The sequence below is a fragment of the Dactylosporangium sp. NPDC049140 genome (genome assembly GCF_040648435.1).
On record NZ_JBEZDS010000058.1, the window covers coordinates 50,597 to 66,788 of the forward strand.

Sequence of the window (16,192 nt, forward strand, 5' to 3'; positions counted from 1 at the left end):
ATCTCTGGCCCGGTCCCCGCACGCCGTGCGAGCGTTTCCGTCAACCGAAACCAACGGGAGGACGCCGTGCGGACCGTCAGCTTCGACTTCGACAACCCCGAGGCCCGCTTCAAGGTGCTCGTCAACGACGAGGAGCAGTACTCGCTGTGGCCGGGCGACCTCCCGGTGCCCGGCGGGTGGGCCGAGACCGGTGTGCACGCCTCCAAGGAGGAGTGCGACGAGTACCTGCGCAAGACCTGGACCGACATGCGGCCCAAGAGCCTGCGCCTCGCCCTCGACGGGCAGTAACGCCCGCCCGTCATGCCCTACCTCTCCAGCAACGGCATCCGGCTCGCCTTCGAACGGCACGGCCAGGGCGAGCGGGTGCTGTTCATCATGGGCTCCTCGGCCGGCGGCCGGGCCTGGACGCTGTACCAGACCCCGGCCGTCGTCGCCGCCGGCTACCAGGCCGTCACCTTCGACCACCGCGGCATCCCGCCGTCCGATGCGCCGCCCGGCCGGTACACCCTCGAGGAGATGGTCGCCGACACCGCGGGCCTCATCGAGGCCCTCCGCGCCGGGCCGTGCCGCATCGTCGCCTCATCCCTGGGATCCCTGATCGCCCAGGAGCTGATGATCCGCCGGCCCGAGCTGGTGCGCTGTGCCGTGCTGCTGTCCACCAAGGGCCGTGCCGACCCGGCGCGCGTCGCCCAGGCCGAGGCGGCCCGGGCCCTGGCCGAGTCGGGCGTGCGGCTGCCCCCGGGGTACCAGGCCGCCGTCACCGCCTTCCAGATGCTCTCCCCGGCGACCCTCGACGACCCGCAGGCCTCCGCCACCTGGCTGGACACGCTGCGCCAGGCCGCCGCCGGACCCGTACCGTCGCCCGGCCACGCCTGGGTCGACATCACCGCCGACCGCCGCGAGGCCCTGCGGAGCATCACCGCGCCCTGCCGCGTCATCTCCTTCGCCGACGACCTCGTCACGCCGCCGTACCTGTGCGCCGAGGTCGCCGCGCTCATCCCGGGCTGCGACCTGGTCGAGATACCGCGGGCCGGGCACTACGGCTACCTGGAGCGCCCCGCCGAGGTCAACACGGCCATCGTCGAATTCCTGGCCAAGAATGAGGTACCCGCATGAGGTTGTCGCCCGCCCCGCTCGAGGACTGGCTCCGCGACTACTACTTCACGGCGCAGATCGACATCAGCTCGAGCGGCGTCGAGCCGTACACGATGGCGCAGCTGCGCGAGCTCACCGGCATCCGCCCGGTCGACATCGACCGGCTGGTGTTCGACGACGGGTACTCCCTGGGCCGCCCCGAGCTGCGCCGGGTCATCGCCCGGGCCTGGGGCGACGGCGACCCGGACAAGGTGATGACCACCAACGGCTCCAGCGAGGCGATCTCGCTGGTGCTCTCCGCGCTGCTGAGCGCGGGCGACGAGGTCGTGGTCGTGCAGCCCGGGTACCACCTGCTCGTCGAGTACGCCGCCGGGCTGGGCTGCCGGCTGCGCCCCTGGCGCCTCGACCCGGCCAACGGCTGGCGGCCGTCGCTCGACGAGCTCGACGAGCTCGTCACCGACCGGACCCGCGCGATCGTCGTCAACTTCCCGCAGAACCCGACCGGCGCCACCATCACCCGCGACGAGCTCGACCGCCTGGTCGCCATCGCCGACGGGGCCGGCGCCTACGTGCTGTGGGACGCCGCGTTCGCGTCCCTGGTGTACGACGCCGAGCCCCTCCCGCCGATCTCCACCCTCTACGGGCGCGGTATCGACTTCGGTACCTTCTCCAAGGCGTTCGGCCTGCCCGGGCTGCGCTTCGGCTGGTGCATCGCGCCGCCGGACCTGCTCGCCGACTGCGTGCGGATCCGCGACTACACCACCCTGCACGTCGCGCCGCTCATCGAGCTGCTGGCGCTCGGCGTGCTCGAGCACGCCGACGCGTTCCTCGCCCCGCGCCTGGCCCAGGCCCGCGGCAACCGCGACCTCGTCGCCGGCTGGGCCGCGGCCGAGTCCGCCCGCGTCGAGCTGCAGCTGCTCGGCGGCGGCGCGGCCACGTTCCCGAAACTGCTCGGCATGCCGAGCACCGACGCATTCTGCGACGACCTGTTCAACCGCCTCGGCGTGCTGGTCATCCCCGGCTCCTGCTTCGGCGTGCCGGAGCACGTGCGGCTCGGCTACGGCGGGCCGACGTCGAGCCTGGTCGAGGGGCTCGAACGATTCTCGACGGCGCTGTCGGAATGGTTCGACTGAGGCCGGAACGCAATTCTTCGGGTTGCGCCGAGGGCATTCTCCGGCCTTGGCTGGAGTGCCGATGGTGTACCTGTGGCGAGGGGTTGGCGAGCCTTGCCGGTGCCTCGCCGGACCTGTGAACATGGATGTTGACCGGTCGTTTGTTCACCACCGAGAGAATGGATCGGCTCTTACTCTGACTGACGATGTCGTGCCGTGAACGGCCGCCGTCGCCCGGTTGGGAGTGCGAATTAGCGTTCGCCAGGCAGCGCAGAGCACGAAGTAAGGGTACATGTGCGGATGTCGATGTCGAGGCGTCGGGCTAAATGCTGCCCGCGCCCTTCTGAAACCGGGCCGGCGAGAATATCTCGACGGCGTTTTCCCAGCAATTGCTCCGCCCCCCGTCGAGTGAGGAATGGCATCACCATGGACAGACTGGAGATCGACTCCACCGAGCTCAAGGAAACCAACGAGCTGCTCGACCAGTACGAGACCGAACTGCGCCAACTCGACGCCGAGGAGTCGCTGCACCGGGCCACGGTCCTGGCCCACCAGCTCCCGGACCGGGTCCGCGACCACCTCAACGCCTTCCGCCTCGAGCGCATGTCCGGCGTGCTGAGCATCGGCGGGTACAGCGTCGACGAGGACCGCCTCGGGCCCACCCCGGCGCACTGGCGGGACCGGACCGGGCACTCGTCGGCCCACCGCGAGGAACTGCTGCTCGTCATGTACTGCTCGCTGATCGGCCACCCCTTCTCGTGGGCCACCCAGCAGGACGGCCGGCTGATCCACGACGTCATCCCGATCAAGGGCCACGAGAACGAGCAGCTCGGCTCCAGCAGCGAGTCGCTGCTCACCTGGCACACCGAGGACGCGTTCCACCCGCTGCGCGGCGACTTCCTGACGTTCGCGTGCCTGCGCAACCCGTACGCCGCCGCCACGACCGTCGGCTACATCGACGACCTGGACCTGTCGGACTCGGTCCGGGAGGTGCTGCGGCAGGAGCGCTTCGGCATCCGGCCCGACGAGTCGCACCTGGCCAAGAACAACACCGACCAGAACCTCGACGCGTTCGGCGGCATCGACGACATGCAGGCCGACCCCGAGCGCGTGGCGGTGCTGTTCGGCGACCCGAACCAGCCGTACATCCGGGCCGACCCGTACTTCATGGTCGTGCCCGACGGGGACCCCGAGGCCCAGTGGGCGCTCGACGCATTCGTCAAGGCGATGGACGGCGCCATGTTCGACATGGTGCTCAGCGGCGGCGACTTCTGCTTCATCGACAACTTCCGTGTGGTACACGGTCGCAAGCCGTTCAAGGCCCGTCACGACGGCACGGACCGCTGGCTCAAGCGGATCAACGTGACCACCGATCTGCGCAAGTCCCGCGGCGCGCGCCCGTCCCGGGCCGACCGCGCCATCCACTGACCGATGCCCGCCGGCCCGCCGGGGACGCCGCGCCTGGAGCGCGCCCCGGCGGGCCGCGGCATTTCGCACCGCCGAGCGGAAGGACGCCGAAAACCATGCAGAGGTACCGCGAGGTGGCACCGTGGTGACGGCGCTGCACCCGACCCGGGGCACCGTACTGACCGTCGTCGTCGACGGCGCCCGGCCGCTGACTCCCGACGCCGTCGCGGTCGTCACGACCGTCTGCGGGCGGGCCGAGGACCTCGGGGGCGCCGCCGTGATCGTCCTGCACGTCACCGGCGTGCCCGGCCCCGGCTGGACCGCCGGGCTCACCACCGAGCTCGTCGGCCGCTGGGAGCAGGCCCTGCGCCGGCTGGAACGCGTGCCGGCGGCCGTCATCGCGCTCGCCACCGGCGACTGCGGCGGCCCGGCGCTGGACGCGCTGCTCGCCGCCGACCATCGCATCGCGGCCGGCCCGGTCCGGCTCGTCCTCGCGGCCGACGGCGGCCTGGCCTGGCCCGGCATGGCCCTGCACCGGCTGGCCCGGCACGCGCCGGGCGCGGCCGCGGTCCGCCGGGCGGCTCTGTTCGGCGGCGCCCTGGAGTCCGCGGATGCCGTGGCGCTGGACCTGGTGCACGAGATGTCCGACGACCCGCGGGCCGCCCTGGCCGCGGCGATCGGCCGGGCGTCGGCGGTGTCGGGCACGGAGCTGGCGGTCCGCCGGCAGCTGGCCCTGGACGCACCGACGGTCGGCTACGACGAGGCGCTCGGTACCCACCTCGCCGCCTGCGACCGCGCCCTGCGCGTGACCGCATCGACCTGATCGGCACGCGGTGATCCTGTTGCCACGGGGTGCAACAATCAGGGATCGCCTATCGAAGGAGTCCGGCGTGACCGGGGTTGAGCTGATCCTCGCGGCGCTCGCCGCCGGCGCCGGGGCGGCGGCCAAGACAGCGGCCGCGGACACCTTCGCCGGTCTGCGTGACCGGCTGGCCGGTCGTGTCCAGGCCGAGCCCGCACTGTGGCCGGCCCGGCTCGGCGCCGACCTCACCGAGTCCGGCGCCGACCGGGACGCGGAGATCCTCGCCGCGGCGCATCGGCTGCTCGGGTTGGTCGACCCGGTCGGGTCCGCGGCCGGGAAGTACGTGGTGGACGTGTCCGACGCACACGGCGTACAGGTCGGTGACGGCACCGTGCAGGTGCAGAACAACTACGGGACGGCCGCGCACACGATCACCGGCTCGGTCTCGGTCTCCTACGGGCAGGCACCGGTCCCCCCAGCCCGGCCGGGGGCGTGACAGGGTCACCCGCTCCCGGCACCGGCACCACCGACCTCCTCCCGGCCGTTCCGGCCGGCGTCAACTACGGCGTGGCCGCCGGCGTCATCCATGGGGACGTGTCGATCGCCGGGCGGGCGCCGGTGCGGTGGCCGTGCCGGGTCGGGGTGTTGCCGGGATTGGTGGACGGCCGGCTGGACCGGCCCGCCGACCACGACCTGGCCGCCGCGTCGGCGGCGGCCGGAACGGCGGTCGTCGGTCAGGTGCTGTCCGGGCTGGGCGGGGTCGGAAAGACCCAGCTCGCCGCCGGCCTTGCGCATCGGCTGTGGACCGAGCGGGGCGTGGACCTGCTGGTATGGGTGAACGCCACCTCCCGCACCACCATCCAGACCACCTACACCCAGGCCATCGCGGCGGTCACCGGCATCGACGACGTCGACGCGCAGGAGGGGCCGGACCGGTTCCTCGCCTGGCTGGCCGAGACCCCTGACCGGCGGTGGCTGATCGTGCTGGACGATCTCACCGATCCGAACGACCTGACCGGTCTGTGGCCGCCGGCCAGCCCGGTCGGCCGGACCGTGGTGACGACCCGGCGCCGGGACGCGGCACTGCTGGCCGGGCGGCGGCTGATCGACGTGGACGTGTTCACGCCCGACCAGGCCCTCCGCTACCTGCAGGACAAGCTCGACCACCCCGGCGACCGGCCCGACCGGCTGGTCGACGCCGGCCCGCTCGCCACCGATCTGGGGTATCTGCCCCTCGCGCTGGCACAGGCCGCGGCCTTCATGGACGACCAGGACATGACCTGTGCCGGGTACCGCCGGCGCCTCGCCGACCATCACCGGCAGCTCGCCGAACTGGCCCCGGCCGCACTGCCGGACGAGCATCACGACCCGGTCGCGGGGACGTGGCGGCTGTCGGTCGACCTCGCCGACCGGCTCCGACCCGAACGGCTGGCCCGGCCGGTCCTGGAACTCGCCGCGCTGCTGGACCCCGACAGCACGCCCGTCGACCTGTTCGGCACGGCAACCGTGACCGCGTACTGCACCGGCCGGCTCGGCCGGGCCGTGGACGCGGACGACACCGGCGACGCCATCCGGCTGCTGCACCGGCTCAGCCTCGTCAACGTCGATCGGACCGGCGGCGTCGTGCGGGTGCACGGCCTCGTCCAGCGCGCCGTCCGCGAAGCCGTCGCCGGCGAGCACCGGCGGGCTCTCGCCGTCACCGCCGCGGACGCGCTGCTGGAACTGTGGCCCGCGGTGGAACGCGACGCCGCCCACGCCCAACCGCTTCGCGCCGGCACCGTCGCCCTGCACCGGAATGCCGGCGCCGCCTTGTGGACCACCGCCGACGGCGGCCACCCGGCGCTGACCCGGGCCGGGGAGAGCCTCTTGCAGACCGGGCTGGTCAACGCCGCCCGCGACTACTTCCAGGAGCTGCACGGCACTGCCGCTACGCAGCTCGGCCCCGACCACCTCGACACCCTGAACGCCCGGCACAACCTCGCCTACCTGTCGGGGGAGCTCGGCGATGCGGCCGGCGCCGCCGGGGCGTTCGAGCGGTTGATCGACGACCGGCTGCGGGTGCTGGGCCCGGACCACCCCGAGACCCTGACCACCCGCCATGAAAGCGCCTACTGGCGGGGACGGGCCGGGGATCCGGCCGGCGCCGCGTCCGCGCTCGAGCGGCTGCTCGACGACCGCCTGCGGGTGCTGGGCCCGGACCACCCCGACACCCTGACCACACGGCACAACCTCGCCGCCTGGCGAGGGGAGGCCGGCGATCCGGCCGGCGCCGCGTCCGCGTTCGAACAGCTGCTCGACAACGAGCTGCGGGTGCTGGGCCCGGACCACCTGAAGACCCTTTCGACCCGCCACGAGATGGCCTACTGGCGGGGACGGGCCGGCGATCCGGCCGGTGCGGTGTCCGCGTTCGAACAGCTGCTCGAGGACCGGCTGCGGGTGCTGGGCCCGGACAACCCGCAGACCCTGATCACACGGCACAACCTCGTCTCCTGGCGAGGGGAGGCCGGGGATCCGGCCGGCGCTGCGTCGGCCTCGCAGGACCTGCTCGACGACTATCTGCGGGTGCTGGGCCCCGACTACCCGGAGACGTTGAACGTCCGGCGTAGCATCACCCGGTGGCAGGGGGAGGCCGGGGATCCGGCCGGCGCGGCCGGTGCGGCCGCCGCGCTGCTGGACGACTATCTGCGGGTGCTGGGCCCCGACCACCCGCATACGCTGACCATCCGTAACGACATCGCCCGGTGGCGGGGGGAGGTCGGGGACCCGGCCGCCGCGGCCGCCGCGTTCGACACGCTGCTGGACGACTATCTGCGGGTGCTGGGCCCCGACCACCCCCACACCCTGACCACCCGCGACAACCTCGCCTTCTGGCGGGAACGGGCCGCCTCGGCGGGGTCCCGGTCACAGCGCGATCCGTGAGGAGCCGCCGACGAGGAACACCCCGGCAACCGCGCCGCGGCCGACACCCGCGGTGCGTGGGCGCGTGACCGCCTGATCCGGCCGCGTTACTGCGCGGCCGGGCCGCGAGCGGATTCCGGGACCGCCGGCTCGTCCCCGACCAGCGCCGGCTCGTCCGGGTGCGCCGGCTCGGGTACCGCCGCCGCACCGGCCGCCGGCCCGGCCGTCTCCGCCGGCGCCACGCCCAGCCGCGGCAGCAGCGGGCCGACCAGCGCCGTGGTGAACACGGCCATGATGACCATCATGGTGAACATCGAGGTGTCCAGCACGCCGAGACTGACGCCGGCGTTGAGGATGATGAGCTCGGTCAGGCCGCGCGTGTTCATGAGCAGCCCCAGCGTCGCCACCTGCCGCCACGGCATCCGCATCGCCAGCGCCGGCGCGCTCGCCCCGATGAGCTTGCCCGCGCACGCCACCGCCAGGATCGCCGCCAACTCGAGGTAGTTGCGCCGGGTCAGGCCGCCGATGTCGACGCCGAGGCCGGTGATGATGAAGAAGACCGGCATCAGCAGCCGGCCGACCGTGCCCAGCGGGCGGCGCAGGTGCAGCTGCAGCGCGTCGGCCGGCTGCCGCGGGGTCACCAGGCCGAACAGGAAGGCGCCGAAGATGGGGTGGATGCCGATCCAGGTGGTGGCGTACGCGCTCAGGAACACGCCGCCGGCCACGATCACCATGAGGTGCGGCAGCGCGTTGGCCCGCACCAGGCGCCGGAAGAGCGTCGCGAGCAGCGGGCGCACCGCGAGAAGCATCACGGCGACGTACGCCAGCGAGAGCGCCAGGGTCTGCACGAAGGTGCCGCTGCCCGAGGCGGTCGCGATCGCCGACACGAGCGCCAGCACGCACCAGGCGAGCAGGTCGTCGACGGCGGCACTGGCCAGCGCGAGCGCGCCGACGCGGGTGTGCATGAGCCGGCTGTCGGTCAGGATGCGGGCCAGCACCGGGAAAGCGGTGATGGCCATGGCGGCGCCGAGGAAGAGCGCGAACGCGGTACCGGAGACGTGCTTGCCGTGGACCGTGGAGTGCCCGGAGTACAGCAGCACCGCCAGCCCCGCCCCGAGCCCGAACGCGAGCACGACCGAGGACAGCGACACCGCCGCCGCGGCCGTGCGGCGCTTGCGCAGCAGCCCGAGGTCGAACTCCCAGCCGATCATGAACATGAACAGCAGCAGGCCGATCTGCGCGATCGCGGACAGCAGCGGCCGCGCCTCGGCCGGGAACAGCCGCCCGGTGATGTCACCCGGCAGCAGCCCGAGCGCGCTCGGCCCGAGCAGGATCCCGCCGATGATCTCGCCGACCACGGCGGGCTGGTGGAACCGCTGGGCCAGGCGGCCCAGCAGGGCACCCGCGATGAGGATGAACGCGACGCCGGCGACGGCGGTCGCGGTGACGAGTTCCGCGTGTGATGCCGGGCTGTGCATCGGCCGCCTCCCGTGCCGTAGGTGTACGCGCCCGAGCCTGGCATCGCCCGCGACGGCCGGACAACGCACGACCATCGCCCCGACAACCGAACGCCACCGGCGCCCCAGCGCCGGCGTCTCCCTCGAAGTGGGTGGGCCCCGCGCTACCTTCGGGGGTGGCGGCCCCGGCGCCCGCACGGTCGGATGCCGTATGCGCATGTCCCCCCTCTTCGCCGGCCTGGCCGCCGCCGCGCTGCTCGGCGGGTGCGGCGACGGCGGCCCCGGCCCGGCGCCCGGCCCGCTCACCGGCTCCCCGCCGCGCCCCCGCCCGTCGGCGTCCGCCGACCTGCCCGCGGACGTCGACCCGGCCTCCGTGTTCGTGCAGGTCTCCGAGTGCTTCCGCGCCCACGGCCACCCCGACTTCCCCGACCCGGTGCAGGGGCCGGACGGCGGCTGGGGCTTCCCCGTCACCGCGGGCCGCGTCCCGGTGCCGGGCGAGTGCGCCGACCTCGCCCGCCGCGCCGAGGAGCTCAACCCGGGCGCGAGAAAATCCGCCGCCGTCGACCTCGAGCAGCGGCGCGCCTTCGCAAGGTGCATGCGCGACAACGGCGTCGCCGACTGGCCCGACCCGAACGCGGACGGCACGTTCGCCCTGCCGCCCCGCCTCGCCGATCCGGCCGCGGAACAGCAGTGGAGCCCGGCGGCTACGGGCCCGTGCCGGACCCTGCAGCCCGCGGGCGGCCCCGACATCGTCCTGGCGACGGCGCGATGAGCGCGGAGGTTCCGAACAACGCGGCGGTCGCGATGACCGCGGAGGTTCCGAACAACGCGGCGGTCGCGATGACCGCGGAGGTTCCGAAGGACGCCGCGGTCGCGATGACCGTAGGGGTCCCCAAAATGGGCCGCCCGGCCTGCCACTATTTGGGGAAGCGCCGCACCCCCGCGCCGCGCGAAGCTGTCAGTATGAGCCAGTCTCGGCATCGCCGGCCCGCCGACGGACGGGGGCGGATCGGGTGAAACGCAAACGTACAGCCGTGGTGACCGGGGTCGCGCTGGCCGGGGTCGCGGGCGCGGGCGCCGTCGTCGCGCTGCTGCAGCACCGCCCGTCCGGCGGCGCCCAGCCGACCGCGGCCGAGGCCCCCGCCGCCACCGCACCCATCGTCACCACCGACGTCCTGCGCCGCCAGACGGTCGGCGGGACCCTCGGCCGCTCCGGCTCGTACACCGTCGTCGCGCCCGCGCCGGGCACGCTGACGTGGCTGCCGGCCACGGGCACCGTCGTCGGCCGCGGCAAGCCGGCCTACGAGGTCGACGGCACACCCGTCATCCTGCTCTTCGGTGAGCGGCCGCCGTGGCGGGCGATGCAGTCCGGGATGGCCGACGGGCCCGACGTGCAGCAGCTCGAGGACAACCTGCGGGCCCTCGGGTACGGCGCCGGCGTCACCGTCGACCAGCACTACACCTCGGCCACCTATTGGGCGGTACGCCGCTGGCAGAAGGACTCGGGCCTGCCGGTCACCGGCACCGTCCCGCTCGGCCAGGTCGTGTTCCTCACCGGCACCGTGCGGGTGTCGGGCGCCGACGCGAAGACCGGCTCGCCCGTCGAGCCCGGCGCGAGCGTCGAGCACGGCACCGGCGAGCAGCGCGCGGTGACGGTACAGCTGACGCCCAATCTGCTGGCCGGCGTGCACGTCGGCGACGGCGTCGTCGTGCGGCTGCCGGACGGGACCAGCAAACCCGGCACGGTCACCGCCATCGGCGCCGTGTCGCAGCCGGCCGGCACCGGCGGCACCGGGTCGAACGCGGGCTCGGGCAGCCAGGCCGCGGCCACCGTCGTCATCACGATGACCGGCGAGATCGGCGGCGTCCTCGACGAGGTGCCGGTCCAGGTGTGGGTGACGATCCAGGCGCACCGGCGGGTGCTGGCGGTGCCGATCCCGGCGCTGCGGGCGCTGCCCGAGGTGCAGTACGAGCTCCTCGTCGCCGACGGCGCCCAGACCCGCCACGTGCCGGTGAAGGTCGGACTGTTCGACGAGGTCAACGGCGTGGTCGAGGTCAGCGGGGACGGGCTCGCGGCCGGCCAGCGGGTGGCGGTACCACCGGGAACGGCTTAACCCACGACAAGGAACGGCCCGCCGGATCGAGGATCCGGCGGGCCGTCGTGTTTCATGCCGTGCGCAGCGCGTCCGTCGGCGGGAGGTGCGCGGCCCGCAGCGCCGGGTACAGGCCCGCGACCGCGCCCGCCGCCACCGACACCAGCAGGCCGCCCCACAGCGCCTCCGGCGGGATCAGCGTCGCCCAGCCGCGGCTGATCGACATGCCGAGCGTGACGCCCGCGCCGATGACGATCCCCGCGACACCGCCGGCCGCGGCCAGGATCAGCGACTCGGTCAGGAACTGCGCCGCCACGTGCCCGCGGGTCGCGCCCAGCGCCCGGCGCAGCCCGATCTCGGTACGCCGCTCCAGCACCGCGATCACCATGACGTTCGCGATCCCGATCGCCCCGACCAGCAACGCGATCGCGCCGAGGCCGAGGATCAGCCCGGACCCGGACTCCTTGACCTTCAGCTGGGCGGTCAGCGCGTCCGACGGCCGGCTCACCGAGACCCGCGACGGGTCCTGCGGGTTGGCCGCCGGGGCGAGCACCCCCGCCACGTCGGTGACGTTGTCCGTGTCCGCGCGCACGTACAGCCGGCTCGGATGCCCGTTGTAGCCCAGCAGATGCTCGGCCGAGCGGAACGACACCAGCGCCGCCTGGTCGATCTCGGGCGCGAGGGTGAGCGGCTTGAGGATGCCGACCACGGTGTACCAGTGGCCGCCGAGCCAGACCCGGTCGTTGCCGCTGACGTCGTCGATGCCGAGCGTCGTGGCCGCCGAGTAGCCCAGGACCGTGACCGGCGACTCGTCGTCGGCCAGGAACCGCCCGGCCAGCAGCGAACCGTCCAATGTGGTCAGCAGCGACGCGTCGCAGGCCCGCACCGAACGGCCGCCGGTGCGCCCCGCGGGGGTGTGGTCGTTGCGGTACACGTTGACGCCCCCGAGCTTCGCGGTCGGCGCGACGCCGGTGACGTGCGGCAGCTCCCGGACCATCGGCGTCGCCGTCGTCGGCAGGATCTGCTCCGTCCCGCCCGGATCGGCGCCGTTGGCCACGGTCAGCAGGTTGGTCCCGAGCTGGTCGATCTGGGCCAGCAGCGCCGACTGGCTGGAGCGGGTCACGCCGAGCACCGCAACGATCGAGGCGATGCCGATCGCGATGCCCAGCCCGGACAGCAGCGCCCGCATCTTGCGTGAGCGCAGCCCCAGCGAGCCGGTCGGCAGCAGGTCGCGGGTGCGCAGGACACTGCGCGGCACCTCATGCGTCGGCACGTGGCACCTGCACCTTCTGACCCTCGGCGAGCCCGTCGCCGCTGACCTCGGCCAGCCCGGAGAAATCGTCGAACAACCCCGTCTGTACCGTGATCCGCCGGGTCGTCGCCCCGTCCACCACGATGACCTCGTACTTGCCGTCGGCAACCGAGTTCAGCGCGGCGATCGGCACGGTCAGCACCTTGTCGTGCGTGCCCCGGACGATCCACACCTGCACGCCGGCCTGGTCGACGAACCCGGTCGCCTCGCCGTCGAGGCGCACCGTCACCGCCACCGTGTTCTGCGGCTGCCCGCCGCCCGTCGCCGGGGCCGCCGCCGTCGTGGCGCCGATGCCGGCCACCTGGCCGTTGCGGCTCTTGCCGTCGGGCAGGGTCACGACCACCGGCGTGCCGACCTTGATCCAGCCGAGCTGCTGGGTCGGCGCCGCCACGTTCACCGCCGGCTCGTTGCTGGTGGCGTACTCCACCGGCCGCCCGGCCTCCACCTGCCCGCCGAGCTTCAGCTCGAAGCCGCTGACCCGGATCGCCGTCGGCAGGAACGAGATCGCCGCCTGCGCCACGGTCCCGGTCACGGTGACGTGCGTGGCCTGCTGCCAGCGGCGGATCGCGGCCGACGTCGCGGAGGTGAACTTCTGGTCCACGGGCAGCCCCGCGCCGAAGCCGAGGTCGCGCAGGTTCCCCTCGAGCTGCTCGACGTCAACACCGTCGCTCATGCCGGGGGCGAAGTCGCGCCAGGCGGGGCGGCTGCCGTACAACAGCGTCACCCGCCGCCCGTCGACCTCGAAGGCGGCCTCGCCCCGCTGCACCACGGTGCCGATCGCCGGCAGCCACGTGAGCGTTCCCGGCCCGGCGCCACCCACCACATAGGACCCGGCGAACCCGAGCGTGCCCGAGATGAACTGCCGCTCGGAGATGTTCGCCCGCCGCACGTCCGCCGTCGACGTGCTCACCGACGTCGGCACCGCCGGGCCCGGCGGCGGGGACATCCGCTCGCTCACGACCAGCCCCGCCGCACCGGCGACGCCGGCCAGCGCGACGCCGGTGACGACCTTCGTCGTACGGCTCATGTCCACCGCCCAGGCGCGGCGCGACCTGGCGCCGCGCCGGCGGGAAAGTCCACTACGGTCATGCTGACACCATCGCCCGAACCGTCACCCGGGCGCTTCCCCCAAAGGTAACCGGACCGGCCGGAAATTTGAGGGGGTGTACCGCCACAGCCTCACGGCGCCGCGGTGTACTCCCAGCCCAGCCCGTCCAGCGACGGGGTCAGGCCGCCCGGGAACATCGGCGCCTCCTGGGCCGCGTCCTCGCCCAGCAGCGCCCGCATCTGCACCTGCGAGCCCTCGTGCATCGCCTGCTTGACGACCGCCGACTTGAGCATCGCGGCGCTGCCGTTGTTCTCGGCCATGAGCTGGTCGACCGCGGACTCGAGCTCCTCGGTGCGCTCCTTGAAGTGCTGCACGAACGACTCGGCGTCGGTGAGCGCCGACTCGCCCGAGGACACCCCCGCGACCAGTTCGACGAACGACTCGAACTCGGTGCGGTGCTCGTTGCGGGTGACCTGCTTGGCCTCCCAGAAGTACGAGTCCTCGTTGCGGTGCATCTGGTAGAACGACATCAGGAACTCGTAGAACACGCCGTACTCGCGGCGGTAACGCGCCTCGAACTCGTCCAGCGCCGGCGTCTCCTCGACGGTGCCGGCCATGATGCTGTTGATCGACCGGGCGGCGAGCAGCGCGCTGTACGTCGCCAGGTGGACGCCGGAGGAGAACACGGGGTCGACGAAGCACGCGGCGTCGCCGATGAGGATGAGCCCGGGCCGCCAGAAGCGCGTGTTGTGGTACGAGTAATCCTTTCGCACCCGAATCTTGCCGTAGGTGCCCTCGGTGACCCGGGTCGCGTTCTCCAGGTACTCGCTGATCAGCGGGCACTCGGCGATCAGCGCGGCGAGGGCCTCCTCCGGGTCGCCCTGGACCTTCTCGGCCATGCTGCGGTGCACGACGGCGCCGACGCTGGTCAGGGTCCGGCTCAGCGGGATGTACCAGAACCAGCCGCTGTCGAACGCCACCGAGAGGATGTTGCCGGAGATCGGCTCGTCCAGGCGCTTGCCGCCCTCGAAGTAGCCGAACAGGGCCAGGCTGCGGAAGTACTCGGAGTACTCGCGGCTGCCGCCCGTGCGGCTGTGCAGCCGGCTGGTGTTGCCCGACGCGTCGACCACGAACCGCGCCTCGGCGACCCGCTCGTTGCCGTCGGCGTCGACGAAGCGCACCCCGTGCACCCGCTCGCCGTTGTCGAGCACGTCCTGCACGGTGCAGCCCTGGCGGACGTCGACGCCCAGCCGAGCGGCGTTGTCCAGCATGATCTTGTCGAACTTGGCCCGCTCCACCTGGTACGCGTACGACGTCGGCGACGCCACCCGCGGCGACACGGCGAACGAGAACGTCCACGGCTCCGGCCGCGCGCCCCACCGGAAGGTGCCACCCCGCTTGACCGGGAAGCCGGCCTTGGCCAGCTCGTCGGTGACGCCGACCATGCGGCACACGCCGTGCACGGTCGAGGGCAGCAGCGACTCACCGATCTGGTACCGCGGGAACACCTCCTTCTCCAGGAGCAGCACGCGGCCGCCGCGCATGGTCACCAGCGACGACAGTGTCGAGCCGGCGGGACCACCGCCCACTACGATCACGTCGAACTCTTCCGAATCCACCACCGGTAAACCTCCAAGCACCCGCGCGGACCAGCCATTTCGCGGGCCGATCGTGGCACGCGGCCGGTGAGCGGCGACACCCTCCGCCAGTTGTGCCCCGCGCGCACGCCACCGTGGCTCCAGTCGGCCTCCTTGCCGCTTTCCGGCTTCCGGTCGCCTGACGGCCGCTTCGCTTTCCGGCCACGCCTCGTCGCTTCTGGCCGGGCCGTGGCGCTGGCCGGCTGGAGGCCCGATCGCGCTGACCTGACGGCGCTCTGGTGACGCCTTCCGGGTACCGCCGGGCCCGTGCCAGCGTCGAGCCTGTCCCGCGCGCGGCAGTCTTCGCCTGCCCACGCGGCGGCGCGCCCGGCCTTGCCGCCGCGGTTCCTGCTCTGTCTGGCATTCCGCCGGGTGTACCGCCGGTCGACGGGCCGGCCGATCGACGAGGACGGTGCGACGCGATGACAGCCTCCGCATTCGAACTGCTCAACGAGCTCAGCGGCCGGGGCGTGAGACTGTACCTCGCCGACGGACAGCTCCGCGCGGTCGCCGCCGGGCACGCCATGACCGACGAGGTGCGCCGGCTGGTCCGCTCGCATCGCGACGAGCTCATCGCCGCCCTCCGCGAGCGCGACGCCGGCGCCTCCCAGCCGATCACCGCCGTCGACCGCGACCAGCCGCTGCCGCTCTCCTTCGCTCAACAGCGGCTGTGGTTCCTGGACCGGCTGCAGCCCGGCTCGCTGGAGTACAACGTCCCGATGCGGCTGCCGTTCGGCCGCGACCTGGCCGTGGACACGCTGCGGCACGCCCTGGGCGCGCTGGTCGAGCGCCACGAGGTGCTGCGCACCCGGCTCGTCACCGCCGACGACGGCACCCCGCACCAGGTCGTCGACCCGCCCGCACCGTTCGACCTGCCGATCGTCGACCTGTCCGGCGAGCCGGACCCGGCCGCGGCCGCCGAGGCCTGGCTCGCCGCCGACGGCCGCGCCCCCTTCGACCTGGCCGCCGGCCCGCTCTTCCGCGCCACCCTCGTGCGCACCGGCCCCGACGAGCAGATCCTCGCGATCGCCAAGCACCACGCGGTAAGCGACGAGTGGTCGGCCGGCATCCTGCGCCGGGAGCTCGCCGCGCTCTATGCCGGCGAGGACCTGCCCCCGCTGCCGATCCAGTACGCCGACTTCGCCGCCTGGCAGCGCACCTGGCTCACGGGCGCGGTGCTGGACTCGCAGCTGGACTACTGGCGGTCCCGGCTGTCGGGCGCGCCGGTCCTGGATTTGCCGACGGACCGCCCGCGCCCGCCGGTGCGCTCGTCGGACGGCGCCTTGATCGAGTTCGCCATTCCCGACGACGTCACCGAGGCGCTGCGCGCA

The 16,192-nt window shown here is 73.3% G+C and carries 14 protein-coding genes; 10 read left to right on the forward strand and 4 right to left on the reverse strand.

Translation table 11 applies throughout. The annotated features are described in order from the left end of the window. The first annotated feature begins 66 nt into the window (after window positions 1-66). The 7 genes from AB0B76_RS50430 to fxsT all read left to right on the forward strand — a co-directional run bounded on the left by AB0B76_RS50430 (window position 67) and on the right by fxsT (window position 7,335). Window positions 67-288 (forward strand): MbtH family NRPS accessory protein, encoded by a 222-nt coding sequence (locus AB0B76_RS50430; RefSeq protein WP_360390730.1) that lies wholly within the window; start codon window positions 67-69, stop codon window positions 286-288. Window positions 289-300: 12 nt separating this feature from the next. After that, window positions 301-1,116, forward strand: a complete 816-nt coding sequence (locus AB0B76_RS50435) for an alpha/beta hydrolase (RefSeq protein ID WP_360390733.1) — start codon at window positions 301-303, stop codon at window positions 1,114-1,116. Further along, window positions 1,113-2,228 (forward strand): capreomycidine synthase, encoded by a 1,116-nt coding sequence (gene vioD / locus AB0B76_RS50440; RefSeq protein ID WP_360390737.1) that lies wholly within the window; start codon window positions 1,113-1,115, stop codon window positions 2,226-2,228. Before AB0B76_RS50435 ends, vioD begins: the two co-directional genes overlap by 4 nt. Window positions 2,229-2,633: 405 nt before the next feature. Continuing rightward, window positions 2,634-3,635: a guanitoxin biosynthesis L-enduracididine beta-hydroxylase GntD gene (gene gntD / locus AB0B76_RS50445; RefSeq protein ID WP_360390740.1), complete on the forward strand. Its 1,002-nt coding sequence runs from the start codon at window positions 2,634-2,636 to the stop codon at window positions 3,633-3,635. 121 nt (window positions 3,636-3,756) lie between these two features. Then, window positions 3,757-4,437: an enoyl-CoA-hydratase DpgB gene (gene dpgB / locus AB0B76_RS50450; RefSeq protein ID WP_360390743.1), complete on the forward strand. Its 681-nt coding sequence runs from the start codon at window positions 3,757-3,759 to the stop codon at window positions 4,435-4,437. Between the two features lie 67 nt (window positions 4,438-4,504). Beyond that, a complete protein-coding gene (locus tag AB0B76_RS50455; protein ID WP_360390746.1) occupies window positions 4,505-4,912 on the forward strand; it encodes a hypothetical protein in 408 nt (135 codons plus the stop codon). Further along, window positions 4,909-7,335: an FxSxx-COOH system tetratricopeptide repeat protein gene (gene fxsT / locus AB0B76_RS50460; RefSeq protein WP_360390748.1), complete on the forward strand. Its 2,427-nt coding sequence runs from the start codon at window positions 4,909-4,911 to the stop codon at window positions 7,333-7,335. Before AB0B76_RS50455 ends, fxsT begins: the two co-directional genes overlap by 4 nt. 86 nt (window positions 7,336-7,421) lie before the next feature. Here the strand turns inward: fxsT and AB0B76_RS50465 are convergent, their stop codons facing one another. After that, the gene (locus tag AB0B76_RS50465) at window positions 7,422-8,792 is read right to left on the reverse strand and encodes a cation:proton antiporter (protein ID WP_360390750.1); all 1,371 of its coding nucleotides are present in this window, start codon (window positions 8,790-8,792) and stop codon (window positions 7,422-7,424) included. Between the two features lie 196 nt (window positions 8,793-8,988). On the opposite strand from AB0B76_RS50465, the gene AB0B76_RS50470 reads away from it, so the two are divergent. Continuing rightward, on the forward strand, window positions 8,989-9,543 hold the full coding sequence (locus tag AB0B76_RS50470; RefSeq protein WP_360390753.1) for a hypothetical protein: 555 nt from the start codon (window positions 8,989-8,991) through the stop codon (window positions 9,541-9,543). 262 nt (window positions 9,544-9,805) lie between these two features. Beyond that, window positions 9,806-10,885, forward strand: coding sequence for a peptidoglycan-binding domain-containing protein (locus AB0B76_RS50475; RefSeq protein WP_360390756.1), 1,080 nt, complete (start codon window positions 9,806-9,808; stop codon window positions 10,883-10,885). Window positions 10,886-10,937: 52 nt separating this feature from the next. Here AB0B76_RS50475 and AB0B76_RS50480 read toward each other — a convergent pair whose 3' ends face one another. The 3 genes from AB0B76_RS50480 to AB0B76_RS50490 form a co-directional block, all read right to left on the reverse strand. After that, the gene (locus AB0B76_RS50480) at window positions 10,938-12,137 is read right to left on the reverse strand and encodes an ABC transporter permease (protein ID WP_360390758.1); all 1,200 of its coding nucleotides are present in this window, start codon (window positions 12,135-12,137) and stop codon (window positions 10,938-10,940) included. Next, window positions 12,124-13,203, reverse strand: a complete 1,080-nt coding sequence (locus AB0B76_RS50485) for a peptidoglycan-binding domain-containing protein (RefSeq protein ID WP_360390761.1) — start codon at window positions 13,201-13,203, stop codon at window positions 12,124-12,126. The genes AB0B76_RS50480 and AB0B76_RS50485 overlap by 14 nt, the downstream gene beginning before the upstream one ends. A 152-nt stretch (window positions 13,204-13,355) precedes the next feature. After that, on the reverse strand, window positions 13,356-14,846 hold the full coding sequence (locus AB0B76_RS50490) for a tryptophan 7-halogenase (protein ID WP_360390764.1): 1,491 nt from the start codon (window positions 14,844-14,846) through the stop codon (window positions 13,356-13,358). A 437-nt stretch (window positions 14,847-15,283) separates the two neighbouring features. On the opposite strand from AB0B76_RS50490, the gene AB0B76_RS50495 reads away from it, so the two are divergent. Further along, the coding region (locus tag AB0B76_RS50495) for a condensation domain-containing protein (RefSeq protein ID WP_360390767.1) at window positions 15,284-16,192 on the forward strand (909 nt) is incomplete at its 3' end.

Bases quoted from the DNA above. Each gene is read 5' to 3' on its own strand.
- gntD (WP_360390740.1), top strand. From the start codon at position 2,634: ATGGACAGACTGGAGATCGACTCCACCGAGCTCAAGGAAACCAACGAG.
- vioD (WP_360390737.1), top strand. From the start codon at position 1,113: ATGAGGTTGTCGCCCGCCCCGCTCGAGGACTGGCTCCGCGACTACTAC.
- AB0B76_RS50465 (WP_360390750.1), bottom strand. From the start codon at position 8,792: ATGCACAGCCCGGCATCACACGCGGAACTCGTCACCGCGACCGCCGTC.
- AB0B76_RS50435 (WP_360390733.1), top strand. From the start codon at position 301: ATGCCCTACCTCTCCAGCAACGGCATCCGGCTCGCCTTCGAACGGCAC.
- AB0B76_RS50485 (WP_360390761.1), bottom strand. From the start codon at position 13,203: ATGAGCCGTACGACGAAGGTCGTCACCGGCGTCGCGCTGGCCGGCGTC.
- AB0B76_RS50470 (WP_360390753.1), top strand. From the start codon at position 8,989: ATGTCCCCCCTCTTCGCCGGCCTGGCCGCCGCCGCGCTGCTCGGCGGG.